Source organism: Paraburkholderia edwinii, from assembly GCF_019428685.1.
In the GTDB taxonomy this organism is placed as follows: domain Bacteria; phylum Pseudomonadota; class Gammaproteobacteria; order Burkholderiales; family Burkholderiaceae; genus Paraburkholderia; species Paraburkholderia edwinii.
This window is the reverse complement of sequence record NZ_CP080096.1, coordinates 585,211-604,484: the sequence shown is the minus strand read 5'-3', so window position 1 is coordinate 604,484 and position 19,274 is coordinate 585,211. Positions and strand designations below refer to the sequence as shown.

Genomic DNA, 19,274 nt, shown 5'->3' with positions numbered 1-19,274 from the left:
CATGGCACGCGCTGTCGTGGGCGCGCACGGACAGCCTTGTCAAAATTGGCACTTAGCTTCCATTTAAAGTTGCCATTCAATTCGAATGGCTATCGCCCAATTGACACTGACAAAATGTTACGGACCATCCGTTACTAAAAATTCACGCTCATTCCGCCAATTACCGTCTAAATTGCTCCCGGCAGTCGACGCAAACGCGTCACTGTTTCACAGCTGGTTCCCCCGTTATCTTCACTTGAAGGAATTTTCATGAAATCCAGTAAGCGTAAGATCAGCCTGGCTGTAGCACTCGTTATCTCGGGCTTTGGCGTTGCTTCGGCAGCGATGGCTCAAACGGTTCCGTCGCTGCTCGGCGGTGGCTCGACGCTCGTTCAGCCGACGATCGGTTCGGAAAGCGCGGTTTTCCCCGCCGCTGATGGCGTCGTTACGTACTTCGGCGTTGGTTCGGGCGCTGGCCAGAACGCGTTCCTGAACAATGACTCGACGCTACTCAGCTCGGGCCTGAGCGCCACGGTTATCTTCGCAAACAGCGATGCCCCGCTGACGGCAACCCAGATCTCGAACTATCAGAACGGCCGCGCGAAGACTGATGGTCCGCTGATCCAGATTCCGTATATCGTCACGCCGATCACGATTCCGCTCGCGAACGCGACGGCTGGTCAAGCTGGCGGCTCGGCTGCGACGGGCCCGGCTCTGCCCGGCAGCACGACGCCGACGGTTGCGCTCAACGACGCTGACCTCTGCGGTATCTTCTCTGGCGCCTTCACCAACTGGAACCAGGTCACGAACCCGGACAACGGTTCGAAGTACCCGGCTGGTGCGATCACGGTGGTTTACCGTTCGGACAACAGCGGTACGACCGACCTGTTGACGGCACACCTGGCCAAGGTTTGCCCGACGTCCGGCGTTGCCAACCTGCCGATCACGTTCGTCGAAACGCAGAACTTCGCAGGCCTGTTCCCGCAATCGACGCCGCCCACCAGCTTCAAGCCGGCATCGGGCAGCGGCGGTGTCGCACAGTTCATCAAGTCGAGCACGACGCCGGTTGTCGGCTATCTGAGCCCGGACTGGACGAACACGTTCCTCGCTCCGTCGAGCGCATCGGCTGCAGCCAACCAGCTGTCGGTGGCCAGCCTGCGTAACCGCACGACCGGCACGGACGTGGTCCCGACGTTCGCGCAAGCGTCGTTGGCAGTCGGCACGTTCGCTGCCCCGACGGGCACGGCAGCAGCCAGCCCGGCCGCGTGGGTTCCGAACGCAGCCGATCCGTCGACCGGCTATCCGATCTCCGGCACGAGCCAGATCATCGTCAGCCAGTGCTACGCGAACCACGGCAATACGCCGACGGTCGCCGCTTCGGTGGTGGACTTCCTGAACCTGCACTACGCGAGCAACGGCGCCATCCTGAATGGCAACGGCTTCGCCACGGTGCCGTCTGCCTTCGCGACCGCGATCAACAACACGTTCCTCACGGCCGGCGCTCGCAACACGCTCAACATCGGCAACACGACGGTTTGCGGCGCCCTGGCTGGCCGCTAATCGATCGGTTAGGCTAGCGTCGCTAGCTACGCAAAACGCCGTGCTCCTCAATCATTGAGGCACGGCGTTTTCTCTATTCCTGCTCGCAAGCACTTCGATTTCACGTTCAACATCGGCAATAAGCCAGTTAGGCTTGCGATCGCCGGCGCAAAGCAGCCGGCTTACCCGGAAATGCAAAACGCCGTGCCCCTCGACCATCGAGGACACGGCGTTTTCGACTGCATCGAAGGCTAAGTTGCGACGCATCGCGACCCCCCCCCTTCCAGCCAGACTAGATTTTCCCCAGCTTCTCCTGCTCTCCCTTGCTCAAGACCGCTCGCTGAGTCGCGCCCACCGACCCGAATCCGACGATGGATACAGCGCTTGAGGAGTCGTATCCAACTTGCTGGCCCCTGCGCTTCTTCTTGTCGTCGTCATCGCCGGAGTCGCCGAAGCCTTCCACCTGCACCGAGATAATCCAGTGACGATGCGGGACGCCGGCCGAATTGCGCTTCGCTATTTCCTGCGCCATCTGGCTTGCCGCGGACGATGCCGAGCTTGCGGCCGTCAGCGCGCCGGTATCCACCGTCGGCGCAGTCTGAATGCCTGTCTGCTTCTGCGCCTGGATGTTGTTCGCATTCGCGACGTGCAGCGCCGCGACGTTCAGCGTTCCTGATACACGAATACCCGCGTCGCCTGCGTCGACCGTACCGCGCGGTGCAATCAGATTGACGTCGCCCGGAGCCGCACCGGGGATGGTCTGCAGCGTTGCGATGCCCGCGCCGGTCACTTCACCGCGCGCATCGACCGTACAGAAGTGATTCGGATCACACGCGAAGATCGGCGCCGGAACGTCCGCTGACGACTTCGATCCCTTACCCGCATTAATGTCGCCGTTCGAACTCCAGATGGTCATGTTGCCGCCTTGCTCGGTGAAGATGCGGCTTTGCGCGAGCAGGACGCTCTGGTCGGTGAAGATGTTGATGTCGCCTTGTTCGAGCGTGAGAATACCCATCGTGCCTGGTCCGGCGACAACCTGACCGGTACCGTTGACGATTTCCGGCGGCGCCGATGTACTGCCGACCAGTGCCTGGCCACCCGGGCCGAATATCGACACATCGCCGCCCTGCTGCGTCTGGATCGTCGTACTGCGGATGTCCAGATTGCCGGTCTGAACCAGCGTGTTCGCACCGTTCGTACCGCCGTCCAGATTGTTCGCCGTGTAACCAAGCGACGCGGGGAAAAGCGTGTTGATCGCCTGGTATCCGCGCGCAAACTGCCCATGAAACGGGCTCGCCGGATTGTTGAAGTCGTTGCCGACTTCCGTCAGCACATTGGAAAACACGTTCCGCGCAAAAATATGCTGAGCGAAAGACGGCAGTGCCTCGAACTGCGTCCACGCCTGCGCGACTGTCATCGGACCGACGCTGTTCAGCGCTGCGACCTCGTCTTTCACAAGCCCCGTGTCGACGCGCTGACCGGCGTCATATAGCGTCATGAACTCGATCAGCGCCGCCCCTGAATTCTGGAATCCGAGTACCGAAGTGAACGGATTGACGTATGCGGCAATAAAATCGCTGTAGTCAACTCCCGGACTGATACCGAACAGAACCTGGATGGTCGCACTCTCGTGCGGCAGGTTTGGATTATCTGCATTGCCAACGGTTTCGATACCGAGAACCGTCGGCACCTTGTTAATACCCGGAGCAGCGGAGTCGGTGACCTGCTGTTCGTTCGTCAACGGCCCGATATTGCGGCCTGCTTCCACATCGAAGGCGCCCGGGCCACCGAGCACGAGTCCAGGTATCGCGCCGCCGCCATTGGTGGGCAACGGCGTATCCGCAATATCGCGTCCGGCAATGATCCTTGTAACGTCATCCTCCCGCAGGTTCTGACCGCGGAACGACAGGTTGGTAATGTCCAGGCCCGCCTCGATAAAAACCGGCTTATCCGTTGCCAGCGCGACAAGGCCTTCGAAGAAGCCGGCATCCTCCTGTCCGGCTGCTCTCATAACGCCATCGACAATACTGCCGTTAAGACTGTAGACGCGCGCCGGGACCGTATCGTCGGCATGCAGCGGTGTTTGCGAGTGAGCGGCGGCATTGATATCGACAGGTAGCGGAACCGGTGCGTCCGGATTCGTCGGCGAAGGCATGGCCGACGGATCGACGTCCAGCATGCCGAACACGGGGCTTTCTCCCTGACGGCTTGCGCTGGCCACGTCCGAAAGACTGATCGACTGATCCGCGATCAGGTTCAGATTTCCGGTCGCCGACGGGAACAGCCATCCTGCCGACTGAACGGCGATGCCACCGGTGAATGCCGTCAAATCCACGGTCGCAGGCAAGACGTTGCTGGACGGCGAGCTCATGTTCAACCCGCTCGCTGCGCTCTGGTCCAGCGTGCCGAACTGGATATCTCCGGTCGTGGAAACGACGTTCAGCGCCGACGACGCTGAGTAAGCCTGATCATCTCCGCCCGGAAGATAGGACGGATCGACCACGGCGCCAATATTCACGCCCTGCCGGGCGCTGATATTGAGTACACCGTTCTGCTCGGCAAAGATAGGCGCGACCGGGAAAGGGCCCTTCCCCAGCAGGGTCGACGGCACGGTTAAGTCGGCGCCGATTTGCCCTCCCGCGGAAATGGTCCCGGTGCCGTTTGCGACGAAGTAGTCGCCGCTGAACAGGTTACCGCCCGCGGTCACGGTCAGATTGCCTCCGCCGACCGTGGTCACCGGAGCGCTGAGGTCCGTGCTCGTTCGATACCACGTCGTGGGCAACGACACGGCAAGGTCAGAGATGTTTCCGCCCGCGCTGACGTTAACGTTGCCGCCGGCGCTCAATACGCCCTGATCGAACGAACCGAAGTTGATTGAGGTCTGCACGATTGCGTTCGAACCGCTTGCCGTGACGTTGCCGCTTTGCATCCACTGCGTCCAGAACTGGCTGATGTTCTGACCCGCAGTGCCGGTCACCGCGCCGGACGTGTCGACCACATTTTGCAGCCCGTTGATATCGCCCTGCGCGAAGATCGATATGTCGCCGGCCGAATCGGGATTCACCGCGGGCGTGACGAGCAGATCAGGCTGATTGACACCACCCTTCAGGATGCTCGCCGTCTCGCCCACCGCGGGCGATCCCGCCGCTGGCGCACCGGCGGTATAAATCACGCCCGGCACGACAATATCCGTCGAGTCGTTCGTCTGCTGCGACGCGTCGAACAGCGACACGTCATTGCCAGCCGCAACCTCGATCGAACCGGTTCCCGTGCGAATCATGGTTGGAGCAATGATCATGCGGCCGTTCGCGTCGACATAGTCGAACTGGCCGCTCAGCGTCACATTGCCCTGTCCGTTTGCGCTGAACATCGACGCGGCCTGGACGGCCAGCGGATTGGCACTGTCGATGTTTGCGCCGGCCACGATGCGGAACGACGAACTCGGCCCGCCGCTCAGCGAAGCGGACTGCATCGGCAAAGGATTGATCGCATTACCTACCGGCGAGGGGGTGTTGTCGACCGTCGGCGCGGCGGTCACGCTGACCGTCTGCCCGATGTTGCTGAATGAAGCAGGGTTGACACCTTCGCCGATCGGCGCCTGCGGCGGCAGTACCGTCGTAGGTGCGCCAACCGGCGTGCTGGCGACGAGGTAAGACTCGTATTGCTGCAGATAAAGCAGGTACAGCACCGGGTCGTTCATTTGCGTCAGCGAGTCGGGTGCCGTCGGAGCGGCGAGACCGGACGCGGGAAGGCCCTTTCTCGATTGCCAGATAGCTGCAACGTTCGGGATTCCCTGCCAGGTCCCGCCCGAGGCCGGAGCCAGTAAAAAGTCGGCGTACGCCTCGTAGAGCGCGAAGTATGCCTTGATGTCGTCTGTTGGCTGCCCCGAAAAACTGGCCGGTGCATGCGTGATGTTTCCGTACGGGAATGCAGATCCCGAGTTATATCCGTAGTACGCCAGGTCAAATCCGTACGAGCTAGCCGTCGAGCTATACAGCGTGTTCGCCGTGCCTTGATCGCTAAACGGCGGCACGTAGAGATCGAACACCGCGCCCGGTGTCACAGGATTCGAAATCTGGAAGAACCCGTCCGAAAGGCTCGCCTTGACCTCGACGTTGTTCTCGGCACGGAACGTGATGATCGGCGCGGCGCCATTGAGAAGGAAACGGAACGCCTGATTGGTCGGGGAGCTTCCTGCGCCCAGGTTCCAGTTCGTCAGAATCGAGATGTTGCCGTTATTGATGTTCGCATCGGGGTTGTCCAGTTCGATACCCGGCGCGACGGTAATGCCCGTATTGGCGAACTGGGCGGCGACGCCGTCCACGCCCTTCTGCACGAAGCTCATCAACGTGCCGGGCGTCGTTCCGTCATTGTTGACATAGCCGTAGAACGTCTGGTGGTCGGTGTTGGCCTGCGTCGGCGTGAAGAAATCGTTCTTCAGATAATCCGCCAGTTGATCCGGCGTCGGCGCCGGCAACGGGTTGCCGTTCTGGTCGGTCCAGGTGCCCGCCACCATGCCCGGCTGGCCAGCGCCGGCAACGGTGTCGCCGAACCAGCCGGCAGGGTCGACGATGCCGTCGAAGTGCTGCGCCGCGTTCGTGCTCTGGTCGTCGGTACTCCATACCGCGTACGCTTCGAGCGTCGTTGCGCGGGAGCCGGTAATCGTCGCACCCGGCGTCACCGTCACGTTGACCGTGCCATCCGTCGTGATCGGCGCGCGGAAGTTGACCGTGCCGCCCGACAGTCCGCCAGCAGTCCCGCCGGTTACGTCGATCAGCGAATTGCCACCAAGCGTAATGACACCCGACTGGTCCGGCGTCACGTTCTCGTAGCCGTAGGTCGAGTTCAGGCTCGTCGTGCTGCCGTTGCCGGTGGTGCCGATATTGACCGTGCCGCCGCGCTGGTTCGGATTGAAATGGGTATCGTCGCATGGACCACCCGGCAGACACGCGATCGCAATCAGCGAGCCTTCGACATCGACGCCGCTCTTGCCGAAAAGATCGATCTCGCCGCCCGCGAGGCCCGACGCATTGATCGTTCCGCCGATGATGACCTTGCCCTCATCCGAGTTCTCACCGCCCGCGCCACCATCGGCCGTGAGCGATACCCGATGTGCGGTAAGCGTGTTGCCCGATGACAGCGTCAGATTGCCGGTATGAGTCTCCACCGAGATCGCGTTGTTCACGCCGCTCGTCGCCAGCGTGGTGGCGAGGCTGTCGAGATCGACTGCGCCGCCCGTATCGAGAGAGAACGAGCCGCCCATGAAACCCGCTGCGGCATTGCCCTTGAGCGTGCCGTTCAGGTTCACCACCTGCTCCGGCGCCGACAGCGACACGCTGCCTGCCGCTCCGCCCTGGCTTGCGCCCGAGAAATCGAGCGTTGCACCGGACTGTACGTTCACGCTGCCCTCGTCCGCCGTCAGTGTGATCGAACCCGCCGGTGCAAAGGCGGTGATGTCGAAGAACTGCTTCGCCACGCCCGCCGAGCTGACAAGCGAGCCGGCGCTGATGGTCAGATCGCCGGTGGTGGCTTCGAGACTCACATTGCCCGCCGGTGCCTCGATGGTCGCGCCGTTGTCGTTGAGCGTGCCGCCCGTGAACGAGATTTCTCCGCCCACCGGCGCGAGAGGAAGCGCCGTACCGGAAGCCGCATTCAACGTCAACACACCGGTCGTCTTGATCGTCTGACTCGAGCTGGTGTCGGCCATGTAGACCGGCGCATTCATCGTCACCGGTGTCGCGCCGAAATCGAACGTGCCCGTGTTCTGGCCGACAATGCCGCCCGTCGCATTGAATACGGCCGAACCGAAGCCCGAGGTCGTCTTGTCGCCCGCGCCGAAGTCGATTTCGTTGGCGTTGACGGTTAGCGTGCCGCTACCGGCTGCGCCGTTCGTCGCCGGCCCGCCCAGTTCATTCGTGAATTCGATCTGCTTGCCGTTCAGCGTGGTCGCACCGCCGTCGCTCACGAACAGGCCCGCGCTGAGGTCGACATTCGGGCCGAACGTCACATCGACGTTGCCGTCGAAATTCATCGCGCCCGAACTGCGCAGGATCAGCATTTGCGCGTTCGACAGTTGCGCAAGCTGTGCCGCGCCGATCACGAAGCCCGGCAGCGCAGCCGCGGCATCGCCCGTCTGGTCCGTGAATGTGATTGCGGAGCCATCAACGGCGATCGTGTTGCCCGAGAACGTCGCGGTCGGATCGAACTTCAGGTTGCCCGACGAGTCGAGCGTGAGCGACTGGCCACCGGTCAGCGTCGCGCCGGCGCCGACCGTCAGCAGGCCGGGGTTCGTTGATGCATCCGTTGTATCAAGGCGCGTCACGGTCGCGTCCGCGCCGTTCGACACGCGCAGGAGCGCGCCGTCGCCCGATATGCCGCCACTGCCGTCGCTGCCGGGCGCCACGCCAATGGTGATCGGCAAATCCTTTGCCGCAGGGAAGGTGCCCTGTGCTTCGATCACGCTACCCGCGTCGATGCGCAGACCATTCTTCGCGTTCACATCGGCGCCACTCGGGTCCGTCTTCGTCACGAGCAGAATCTCGGGCCCGGTCAACGGATTCGACGCGTCGTTCGACACCACGACGCTGTTAGAAATCGCGTCGATCGTGAAACCGCTATTCGTCTGCTTGCGCGTGCCGCCAATCAGCAGGCTGCCTGCGTCGAGCGCATCGAGCTGATCCGCGCTGATCTGCAGATAGCCCGGCAAGGCAGCCTCGCCATTGCCGACGATCTGGATGTCCTGCGAAGCGATGTCGACTTCCGCCGGCGCACCGCCAGGACCGGCTGCGGTATCGAGCTTCGCGCCGAGCGACAGCCCGGTTTTCGCCGACAGCACCAGCTGGCCCGCGTCGACCGGCAGTTGCGGCGCGACGTTGCCCGCATTGGCCGCCAGGTTCGGGAAGAATGCGTTGGCGCTCGTGAACGTGAATTGCGAGTACTGCTGCCACACCTTGCCCGACTGCACGTCGAACAGTGTTGGCGTCCCGCTGCGCGTGCCGGACAGCGAATTGCCGAAGTAGCCGCCTACCTGGACCGTGCCGTCAGGCAGCGTCTGGCTCGCACCCGGTGCGACCGGGCCGGTGGCGGACGATACTGTCACGCGGAACGCGCCCGGCAGCGTCGCGTACATGCCCGGCAGCAGCGTGTAGAAGCCTGCCGGCAAGCCCGGCACGCCCGACAGGTAGACGGACTGCCCCACCGCGTTGTTCAGCCCGGCCTGACCCACACCATCGCTTTTCGTGGTGGTGCCTGCCGAGCCGTTAGCGTTAGTCGACGGCTGCAGGTTCTGCGCGAACATCGGATCATACGCGGCGACCGGCGACTGCTTGCCGGGCAGGATCGCATAGACGTTCGACCCGTTCGCGTTCACCGGTATCGCGGTGCCGCCCGGGTTCGACGCGAAGCTCACGCTGAACTGCTGCAGCACGTTACGCGTGCCGCCGGTGCCCGCCACGAACTCCGCCGCCTGCAGATCGCCGCCGCCCGACAGGTCGATCGTGGCGCCTGCATTAAGTGCCACGTTGCTGCCGTTCGCGCCCACGAACTTCGAGGGCGGCGCGGTCACATCGGGCGCTGCGTTCGCATTCGGGACCGGGTTGAACTGCCATTCGACACCGTCAACCGTCGTGCCAAACGGAATGATCGCGCCGCCTTCCGATACCGACGTCAGGCTGCCGCTCGCGAACGTGACCGAGTTTGTCGAGACCAGCGGCGGCGGAGCGCTGGTGCCCCAGTTGAACTGGGCCTGCGTAGCGGCATCGTTCGAATCGCCGACCCCGAAGATCAGGCTGCCCGCCGGGGCGCGCACTGTGCCGCCCTGCACGATATCAGTCGCGTCGACCAGCAGCGTGCCTCCTGCGGACAGCGGCACGTCCGAGGCGCCGTTCGCTTCAAACGTGATGGTGGTCGGCGCGCGGTCGCCATTCGCATCGGTGGTGGGGCCGACCGCATCGAGAATGAACGTCGATCCCGTGGACGGATACAGGTCGGCTGCCTTGAACGTCAGGTTACCGGACGTGAAAAGTAAGCCAGGCGACAGCGCGTTGCTCGAACTTAGCCGGATATCCCCGCTGCTCGTGAAATTCGCCTGCCCGAAGTTGTTCAGCTGGAACTGGTTTTCCAGATCGATGAACGACGCGTTGACGCTCAACTTGCCGTCGCCCACGGCAAAAATGGGAGAGACAGGTGTGATAAAGGAGCCGCGAAACGTGGGGCCGACAAACGCCACGTAGGGCGCTGTGATCGACACGTCGGTGCCGGTCTGGGTCACGCCATTGGTCGCGAAGCCATTCGCTTCGTTCGCCAGCAGCGAAGCAAGCGTCGTGGTCGACGACAGCTGAGCGATTGCATCACTGCCCAGTGCAGCAACCGTCTGCGCGTTGATGACGACCGCCTGCGCCAGGTTCAGATTCACGTTGCCACTGAACGCAATCGGTACGGTACCCTGCGTGGCCAGTGGCGTATTGGCTGGCGCACCGAGCACAAGCGTAGAGACGCCCGATCCGTCAAGGCGGTCGGCTGCAAACTGCAGCACGCCCGGCGGCGTTCCGATGGCTGAAGCGAAGCTGTCCCCGGGCTGGAGGCCCGCGGGCACGAATTCTCCGCTTTGCTCAATAATCAGCGCAGTCGCGCCGGGCAGTGAAGGCTGGTTGCCCCCCACGCCGAACGGCGTACCCGACACGGCTGGATCGAACATGATCAACAGCGTGCCGCCTTGCGCCTGCGGCGCACCGCCGTGTGCGTCGAGCGTGCCGTCGAAAAGCAGGCCGCTCGAGGCCACCAGCGTGACCGAACCCGCATCGCTCCACACGGGCTGCGACACAAACTGCCTGTTCGCCTGAAACTGGTCGAAATTCGCCGACGCGCCCGACACGTCGATGCGCGACCCGGCCTGGGCGACGATGTACCCTGAATCGTCCGAGATGGTTACCGAACCGCCAGCGAGCACCTTTCCTGTGACCGGAATGATCGTACTCAGGCCATTCTGGACCGGAGCGGCAAACGGATCGGTCAGCGCGACGCCCGCGACGTCGAGCAATGAGTCGGGTCCAAGCCACACCGACTTGCCGGGGCCCGTAAAGACGCCACCGGTGCCGTTGTATTGCCCAGTCAGCTCGAATGATGAACCGCCGCCGCTATCGGCGATCAACGCGATCGAACCGCCCGGTGCGATCAGCGAACCCAGCACGGTGACCTGCGCAGGCGAGCCCAGACCGATGCTCGCACCCGCGTCTGCGACAACGGACGCGCCTTCGCCGATCGTCACCGCGCCGGTGACGCCCGGATAGTCCGGCACGACTGGCGGCGCAGTTCCTGTCGAACTGTTCGTGACGTGCCACGCTGCATAACCGCCGGCCGTCAGCACCAGGTCTGTCGACTGCCGGTCGAATGCATCGGTGGTGCCGACTGTTGTCAGGCCGCCCCCGGATAGGTTGGCGCCGCTCGCGGTTTGCTGCAAGGCCTGCACATTGGGAAGCAGGTTCTGCTGCGTCACATCGACTGTTGCGCCGGGCGCGACGGTTGCGTCGAGATAGGCGTTCAGTACATAGTTGCCGAAACCCTGCTGTGCGAAGAAGTCGGTCGGCAACACGGTCGTGTACGACGGCGCCGCAGCCGGATCGCCGCCAATCTGGATACCGAGCACCTCGAGCGTCAGCGTGCCGCCGCCCGAGAAGCCGAAGCTGCGGATCGTGCCGTCCATATGCAACAGCGGATCGGTCGGCAGCACCGCGGGGTAGCCCGCCTGATCGAGTAGCGTCTGTAACGTGACGCCGCCGCCCTTGCCCTGGGCAATGCCATTGTTCATCAGCATCTGACCGTTGGCCTGCACCTCGCCGCCGCTCGACACATCGATCAGACTGCCCGGCTGCAAGTCGACTCCGTATCCAGCGGCCAATGTCACGCTGCCGCCGTTGATGAACTCACTGTCGCCCGTCGTCGTGCCGGCTGCAAACTGCGTGTCGTTGTTCACCCATTGGCCGGCCGTGCTCAGTAGCGCATCAGGGCCCACGACGATGTTGCCCTCGGTCGGGGTGGCCGTGAGGGTCGAATCTTCCGAAAGCAAAATCGAGATGGTGCCGGACGGGACGACCAGGTGGCCATCGATCTGCGCATTCGCGACATTCGGCGCGTTCAGCGTCAACGAGCCGCCAGGCTGCAGATTGAGCTGGGTTCCGGCGGGTACGACAAAGCCCGTGCCCTGAATCTTGTCTTCCGTAACGTTCACGTTCGCGAATCCGCCGTCGGACAGTGTCGAGGTCGGCACGACCGTGTTGGCCAGCACATTGTTCGGATCGCTGGCGGACAGCGCGTTCTGTGCGGCCGTGTCGATCGGCGTGTCGATCGAGAAGTTCGCCGCAAGGTTATCCAGTTGCGGTGCGCTGTTCTGCAGGATGACCGTGCCGGATTCACCAGTGGTACTGGTCGTGGAGCCTTGTGTAAGCGCGGCGAGGTTACCTGGTACCTTGGAAGACGGGTCGGCGCCGAGGTTGAACGTACCGCCTACTGCCTGATTGTTGTCCTGTACCTGCTTCGAGCCGCTCAACGCCTGCGCAGTGATATCACCGTCCAGAACCATCGCACTCGACGCGAAAATGTTCAGCGTACCGGCGTTACCGCCGACAATGAAATCACCCTCGAACGTGCCGCCCGACAGCAGCGGGTCGAAGTACGAATTCGAGATGCCCCAGCGCGGATGGTTATCGACGAACTGCCCGGCGATTCCCACATAGGTGTCGTTCGGACTGGCGTCCCCGATCGGCACGATCGCCCCGCTCGAGTCGATCAGACGTGTCGGATTGACCATGCCGCCGAGGAAATGGACATAGCCGCCGTTCAGGTTCAGGGACGAACCCGCAGCGGTCATCACCTCGTTGCCCGCCAGCGTCACCGTGCCGCCGTTGACCAGCAACTGGTCGACCGTCCGCGGAATCAGGCTCACGAGACCAGCGAGATTGAGCAGCGGGCTGCCGACCCAAGGCACACCGTCGCTGCGCGTGCCCGACAGCGTGCTGTCCACCACCACGTTCTTTAGCCCGAACAGGAAGCCGTCGCGCAGCAACGGCGAGTCAGCCAGTTCGTTGCCGCCGATCAACGGCACAGTCACAAGCGACTGGGCAACCGACAGTTCGACGTTTGACAGACCCGACACGTCGATCGTCGCGCCGGTATCAAGAAGAATGCGGCCCTGCACAGCGGTATCGCCCGGCGGGGTCGCGTCCAGCGCCGACGAGGGCGTTAGCGCCGCCACAGAGACTGTCGATCCCGGCGCTTCGATCAGTGAGCCCGACTGGAACCACACTGAACCCGCTGTCATCGTGATACTGCCAGGCGTAAATGTCGTGCCCGGCGCCGAGGTAGCCGTCTCGCCGTCCGTGTCCGGCATGATGGTCGTGACCGAACCCGGGCCGAAGGTCAGAAGGCCCGCGCGGTTTGTCGCGTCCGCACCTCCACCCTGGTTGTTGGTAACAAGGAGCTGGCCGGGATAGGCCGTTCCGCTGGGCGTGTTCGCCGGATTCTCGTCGACTGTCGAAATCGTGATGTTGCCCGGTGTGTTCACACTGGTCGTCACACCTACTACGCCATTCTGCGCCACGCTGCTGCCCAGCAGATCGACCGTGCCGCGTGTGGCCTGGATGATGCCGGTATTGACGAGTGAGCCAGCCGGCGTGATGTCGATGACGCTTGTCGGGCCAGTTGGAATCACAAGCTGCCCGCTGATCTCCGGCAGAAACTGCTGCGGCGCCAGCGGATTCGGGCGCAAAGCCACGCCTACGCCAGCCGCCAGTATCACCTGACCGCCGGTCGCCGTGATGCTGCCGCCGTTCGTCACATTCGGCGCGGCGACCATCACAAAACCGCCATCGCTCACCGTGCCTTGTGTCTGTGTTGTGATCGACGCACCCTGCTCGATCGTGATATTGCCCGGCAGCACGTAGTCAGTCGGCGAGTTCACCTTGACCTGGTTGCCGAGTCCGAGCACCTCGTTCGGCGCGCCGGTTTGAGCACTGCTGCCCTGAACTACCGACTCCAGCGCCGCCAGGCCGCCTTGCGTCCCCGGCTGCATATTCAGGAACAGCTTGTTGCTACTCACGATGTCGCTCGCGCCCTGCGTCGGCGTATCGGTCGTATTGAGCAGATCCAGCGAAGACGCGAGCAGCGAGTGCACATTGACCTGCGACCCGGCGCCAAACAGAATGCCGTTGCGGTTCACCACGAACACCGACCCTTCGGCCTTCACATTGCCGAGAATCTGGCTTGGCAAGCCCGTCGGATCCATGATCCGGTTCAGGATCACCCAGTTGTTCGCGCCATTGGACTGTGTACCTGCGGACTGGTTGAAATACAGCGTCGTCTGCTTGCCGACGTTCATCGTCGTCCACGTCGCAACCGCATTCTGCGAAGTCTGATCGACTTCAACCGTCACGTGGCCACTAGAGTCGACGCCCTGCTTCGGCGCATTCGCGTTGATCCACAAATTCGGGTTGTTGAGATTCGAAGTCGTTGCCGTCGGCGTGCCATCCGCATTGAACGTGACACCTTGCCCCACCTGCAATCCGCCCGGCGCCAGGCCATTCGGCACGTTCGCCGCGTTGGCCGCAGCAGCTGCAGCCGCCGCCTGCTGCGCAGCGATTTGCTGCGCAATGCCCTGCGCCGCGTTCGCGAGATTGCGAATCGATGGCTGGCTCGCCTGCAACGCCTGCTGCGGCGATATCCCGAGATTCGGGATGCCACCGCCACCGGCGCCACCTGTGCTACCCGGCACGCGCCCGCCCGCCGCGCCGAGGTTGATCATCCCCGCATGCGCGTGCGCGGCGAAGCCTGCCGCGACCATCACGGCAATCGCACGGCACACTGGCCGAACATTCGCCCTCAATACGATCGGTGACTGGTGTAGGTGTTTTTCTACGCGCGCGCGTGCTGCCATTTCTGCTTCCCCGAACACAAAATTGTCGCTAGCCTCCACGGCGCGCTGATTGCACTCCCGCAGACGCATTCCCCGAAATCGCCTTCGCTGGCGATAAACGTTCAGACGTTACGGACCCGCCATGGCAATCGTATTTCCGGTGCTACGCACCTTATTGCCGTCGGCGAAGTCCGAATCTTTTGACACATGAGCGTCATATAGCCGAGGCGCATGCAAAGCCTCGCGGCACGGTCATCCGCGGTGGTTCGAGTCGAGCCGCTGCGCCAGTGCCTGCGCGACCCGATCGATGACATCGGGCCAGTCGCCGGGTTTGTCCTGGCGAAAAAGGCGTGCCGTGGGGTACCACGGACTGTCGTCTCGCTCCAACAGCCAGCGCCAGTCAGGTACGCGCGGCAACAGTACCCAGACGGGCTTACCGAGCGCGCCGGCCAGGTGCACGATCGACGTATCCACCGAAATCACAAGGTCGAGGTTCTCGATAAGCGCAGCCGTATCGGCGAAATCGCGCAGTTCCGCGCCGAAATAAATGACGCCGCTTTGCGCAAGCGCAGCCGTGTCCCGCTCGCGAACCTGCTGATGCAGGCTGACGAAGGTGGCGTCCAATGTGAAGAGCGGCGCAAGCGCAGCGAACGCGAGCGACCGGTTCAGATCATTGTTGTGCCCCTGGTTGCCCGACCACGTGAGTCCGACCTTGAGGCGACCTGACGGCGCCTTGGCGTGAAGCCGCTGCCGCCAGGCACTCACCCGTGCGGCATCCGCGAAGAGATACGGCACAGGCGCCGGTATGCTTCGCAGGTCTGTCCCAAACGCGAGCGGCAAACTCATCAGCGGACATTGCAGATCAAAAGCCGGCAGTGCTTCGTCCGTCGACACCAGGACGTGCCCGCCTCGCAGCGAAGCGAGCAATGGCTTCAGCGGCGGCGGCACTTCGAGAACAACGGTCGCGCCGCGCGCTTCGACAAGACCCACATAGCGGCAAAATTGCAGCGTATCGCCATAGCCTTGCTCTGCGTGAAGCAACACCGTCTTCCCGGCGAGCGACTCGCCCCCCGCCCACAACGGACGGTCCTGATGGCGATGCGAACGCGCGGTATCTGCATCCATCCAACGGTATTCGTACTTCCGCCAGCCATCGGCGAAATTGCCGACAAGCAGCTGGCAATAGGCTTCCTCGAGGTGTCCGTGTCCCTTGGTCGACTCCACTTCCTGCATACGGCTGTAGCTCTGCAACGCCTCATCGAAGCGCAGCAATTGTTGCAACGTGCCGCCGCGCAATCTCCATCCTTCTACGTCCGTTGGCTCGACAGCGAGAGACGCTTCATAGCCTGCCAGGGCTTCGTCGTAGCGCCCCAATTGCCGCAACGTATGGGCTCGGCCGACCAGTAACTGCGCGTTCGCGCCGAGGCGCACAAGCGCGTTGTCGTAATTTTGCAAGGCCTCTTCGTAGCGTTCGAGCGTACGCAATGCGAAGCCCTGGTTGCTCAATGCCGTATGCAGATCTGGTTCGCGCTTGAGCGCCTGGGAATAAGCCTCGGCAGCCTCGTCGAAGCGCTGTAGCGCCTGCAGGGCGTTCGCCTTGCCGAGCCAGGCACCGGCATGATCGGGCGCCTGTGCGAGGATGCGTTCGGCGCGCGTCAGTAGTTCTTCATGACGATGCAATACATCGAGCGCGACGCAACTGTTATAGAGCAAGTCGACGTCGTCCGGCGTGATCTCGAGCGCCTCGTTGTAGCTGACGAGTGCCTCCGCGCCGCGGCCCAGCATCAGCGACATCATTCCGCACAATGCGAGCAGCGACGCAACGCGTGGGCGCACGACCAGTGCGAGCCGGTAGCTGCGCAACGCGTCTTCGTAGCGGCCAAGATCGCGCAATGCATGGCCGCGATTGGTGTGCGCCGCGTGGTTGTGCGGCGCCAGCTGCAAAGCGCGGTCGAAGCTGATGAGCGCGTCCGCCGGACGGTCGAGCGCGCGCAGCGCATTGCCGCGATTGCTCCATGCCTCGGGCAACGCCGGCGACAGTAACAGTGCGCGCTCGTAGGCCTGCTGGGCCTCCGCAAAACGCTCGAGACCAAGCATCGCATTGCCGTAGGCAACATGCGCCGGCACACATTGCGGATCCAGTCGCAACGCTTCGTTGATCGGCGCCAGTGCGGCGTCATGGCATTCCAGCTTAACGAGCGCCGCACCGTAGCCCGCGAATGCCCACGCGAACCGCCGTTCGAACCGCAGTCCTTGCGCATATAACTTTTCGGCCTGTGCTACGTCACCGCTTTGATCGCATGCGGCGGCGAGCAACAGTAATGCATCGGCGTTGTCTGGTTCGATCGCCAGCACGCCGCGATACAACTGCTGCGCTTCGGCCAACGCCCCCTGTTCGTGCAACGTGCGAGCACGTTGCAGAGAACCGCGTATCGCCGAATGCATAAGCGCCGACCGCTCGCCCGCTATGCCCGCATGCGCTTCCAGCACGTTGCTGCGCTCGCCGTTGCGTCTCATCGCTCGCCTCGTTCGATCGATCGGTCAGATAGACAGTGCCGCCGGCGCCGCAACCCATGGCGCGGACTGCAACGCGGCATTGATCCGCTCGAATACGTCGCCCCACTCGCCAGCCTGGGTCTGCCGGAAAAGACGCGCGCCTGGGTACCACGGGTTGTCCTCGCGCTCAAGCAACCAACGCCAATCGGGCAGATACGGCAGCATGACCCACAGCGGCCGACCCAGCGCTCCGGCCAGATGGGCCACCGACGTATCGACCGACAGGACGCAATCGAGGCATTGCATCAGCGCCGCGGTGTCGGAGAAATCGCCGATCGCATCGCTGACGTCGCGCACACTCGACGCCGCGAGCAAGCGCTGCTCGCCAGCGCGAATCTGCTTCTGGACGCTGATCCACTCGACCGAGTCGGGCAACGTCTCCAATAGTTCTTCGAGCGGAATCGACCGGTTATGGTCATCCAGATGGTTCGGATTGCCCGACCATGCGACGCCGACGCGCGGCCGGGTTCGGGGGCCGAGCCGCGCCTGCCAGTCCGCGACGCGTTGTTCGTGAACTTTCAGGTACGGCACATCGGCCGGTATCGACGCCAAATTCGTGCGGAACACGAGCGGCAAGCTCAGCAGAGGACAGTGCACGTCGAACGGCGGCAGGGGATCGCCTTGCCCCACCACCTGGTCGACATCCTCGACAGTCTCAACGATCGACTTCAGCGCCCGCGGGACTTCGATAATGACGCGTGCGCCGCGCGCTTTCACAAACTTTACGTAACGGCAGAACTGGAGCGTGTCGCCCAAACCCTGTTCCGCATGCAGCAGAATCGTTTTGTGTTCGATCGATTCTTCGCCTAGCCATAAAGGCTGCGCGAACGCTTTCCTGTACTTGCCCACCTGATCTTCTTTCCAGCGCCACTCATATTCAGGCCAGCCACGATCGAAATCGCCGAGTTGCAGATAAACGAAGGCCTTTGAGAAGTGAGTCGCGATGTCGTCGGGGTCAAGCGCCAGCACGTGGTCGTATTCGACAAGCGCTTCATCATGCCGCATCAATGAACGCAACGCATTGCCGCGTTGGAAAAGCGCGGGCCTGTGTTCCGGATCGATCTCCAGTACGCGATCGTGATCAACGATCGCCTCTTCGTAGCGGTGGAGACGTTGCAGAACACGCCCGCGGTAATACCACGCGAGTTTGTACTGATCGTTGAGTGCAATTGCGCGATCACAGCTTTCCAGCGCTTCCGGCAACTTGCGCAACTCCACCAGCGTTTGCGTCCGGTTGCACCACGTTTCGATCGATGCGGGCGCGATTTCAAGCGACGCATCGTAGCTCGCCAACGATTCTTCGTACCGCTCGAGGCTATGCAGCACATTGCCCTTGTTAGCGAGCGCAGCAGCATGCCGCGCGTTCAGCGCCAGCACACGGTCGCATCGCGATAACGCATCGTCGTTGCGACCGAGGCGCTCGAGCAAAACTGCGCTGTTGTAAATTGCATCGACATAGTCCGGCTTACCCGCAATTGCTTCATTGAGGCTCGAAAGCGCCGCATCCAAACGCCCGAGATCCGCGAGCGTCAAGCCTTGCATCAGGAGAACTTCCGCGCTGTTCGGCACCACCGAAAGCGCACGGCCATAAGCATCGAGCGCATCGACAAAGCGACGCAGATCGCGCAGCGCATCCCCGCGCTGGCGGTGCGCATTGAACGAGCGCGGATCGATTCTTAATGCCCGCTCGCTTGCGTCGAGCGCTTCCTGAGAACGACTAAGCGCCCGAAGCACCGCAGCCCGGCCGCAAATCAGATCGACGGTGGTCGGCACGAGTTTAAGCAGCCGGTCATACGCGTCCAGCGCTTCTTCCGGACGCCCCAGCTCCATCAACAAACCCGCCTGCAATAACAATGCACGCGGATGCGCCGGGTTGATCCGCAATGCGGCATCGAGTTGCGCAAGCGCGTCTTCCCGCCGCCCGAGCGCGGTGAGCACGGATGCATGATTCGCCAGCGCCAACGCAGATGGTGACTGCTCGACGGACCGGCTCAGCACCGCATCGGCATCTTCCATTCGCCCGCGCTGAAAATGCAGCACACCGAGAAAATGCAGCGCCTCCGCATGCTCCGGCTCCGCTTGCAATACGTCGCCATACACGCGCTCCGCATCGTCGAGTGCGCCTCGCTCATGAAACGCCCGCGCCCGCTTCATCGCGTCGTCGGCCAGCGTCGACGGCGCCCGTGCGGCCGACGCCGCTCCCCCTCCCGCTACCCCCGCCGCAGGCTGCGTATGTGCGCCGCCTTGCGCATCTAGCGTTGTTCTTCCCGCTTCAGACACCATCGATGATCCTCTC

The 19,274-nt window shown here is 62.9% G+C and carries 5 protein-coding genes; 1 reads left to right on the top strand and 4 read right to left on the bottom strand.

Going from position 1 to position 19,274, the window contains the following annotated elements; translation table 11 throughout:
• Positions 1–249: 249 nt before the first annotated feature.
• Complete coding sequence (locus tag KZJ38_RS24375) at positions 250–1,539, top strand: substrate-binding domain-containing protein (protein WP_219802256.1); 1,290 nt, start codon at positions 250–252, stop codon at positions 1,537–1,539.
• Between the two features lie 51 nt (positions 1,540–1,590).
• On the opposite strand, the gene KZJ38_RS24370 is transcribed toward KZJ38_RS24375, so the two are convergent.
• From KZJ38_RS24370 to KZJ38_RS24355, 4 genes are all read right to left on the bottom strand, one after another.
• Positions 1,591–1,785: a hypothetical protein gene (locus tag KZJ38_RS24370; RefSeq protein ID WP_219802255.1), complete on the bottom strand. Its 195-nt coding sequence runs from the start codon at positions 1,783–1,785 to the stop codon at positions 1,591–1,593.
• Between the two features lie 25 nt (positions 1,786–1,810).
• A complete protein-coding gene (locus tag KZJ38_RS24365) occupies positions 1,811–14,350 on the bottom strand; it encodes a filamentous haemagglutinin family protein (protein WP_425518435.1) in 12,540 nt (4,179 codons plus the stop codon).
• A gap of 324 nt (positions 14,351–14,674) precedes the next feature.
• Positions 14,675–16,939 (bottom strand): tetratricopeptide repeat protein, encoded by a 2,265-nt coding sequence (locus KZJ38_RS24360; protein WP_219802252.1) that lies wholly within the window; start codon positions 16,937–16,939, stop codon positions 14,675–14,677.
• 24 nt (positions 16,940–16,963) lie between these two features.
• Positions 16,964–19,261, bottom strand: coding sequence for a tetratricopeptide repeat protein (locus KZJ38_RS24355; RefSeq protein WP_219802250.1), 2,298 nt, complete (start codon positions 19,259–19,261; stop codon positions 16,964–16,966).
• Positions 19,262–19,274 lie beyond the last annotated feature (13 nt).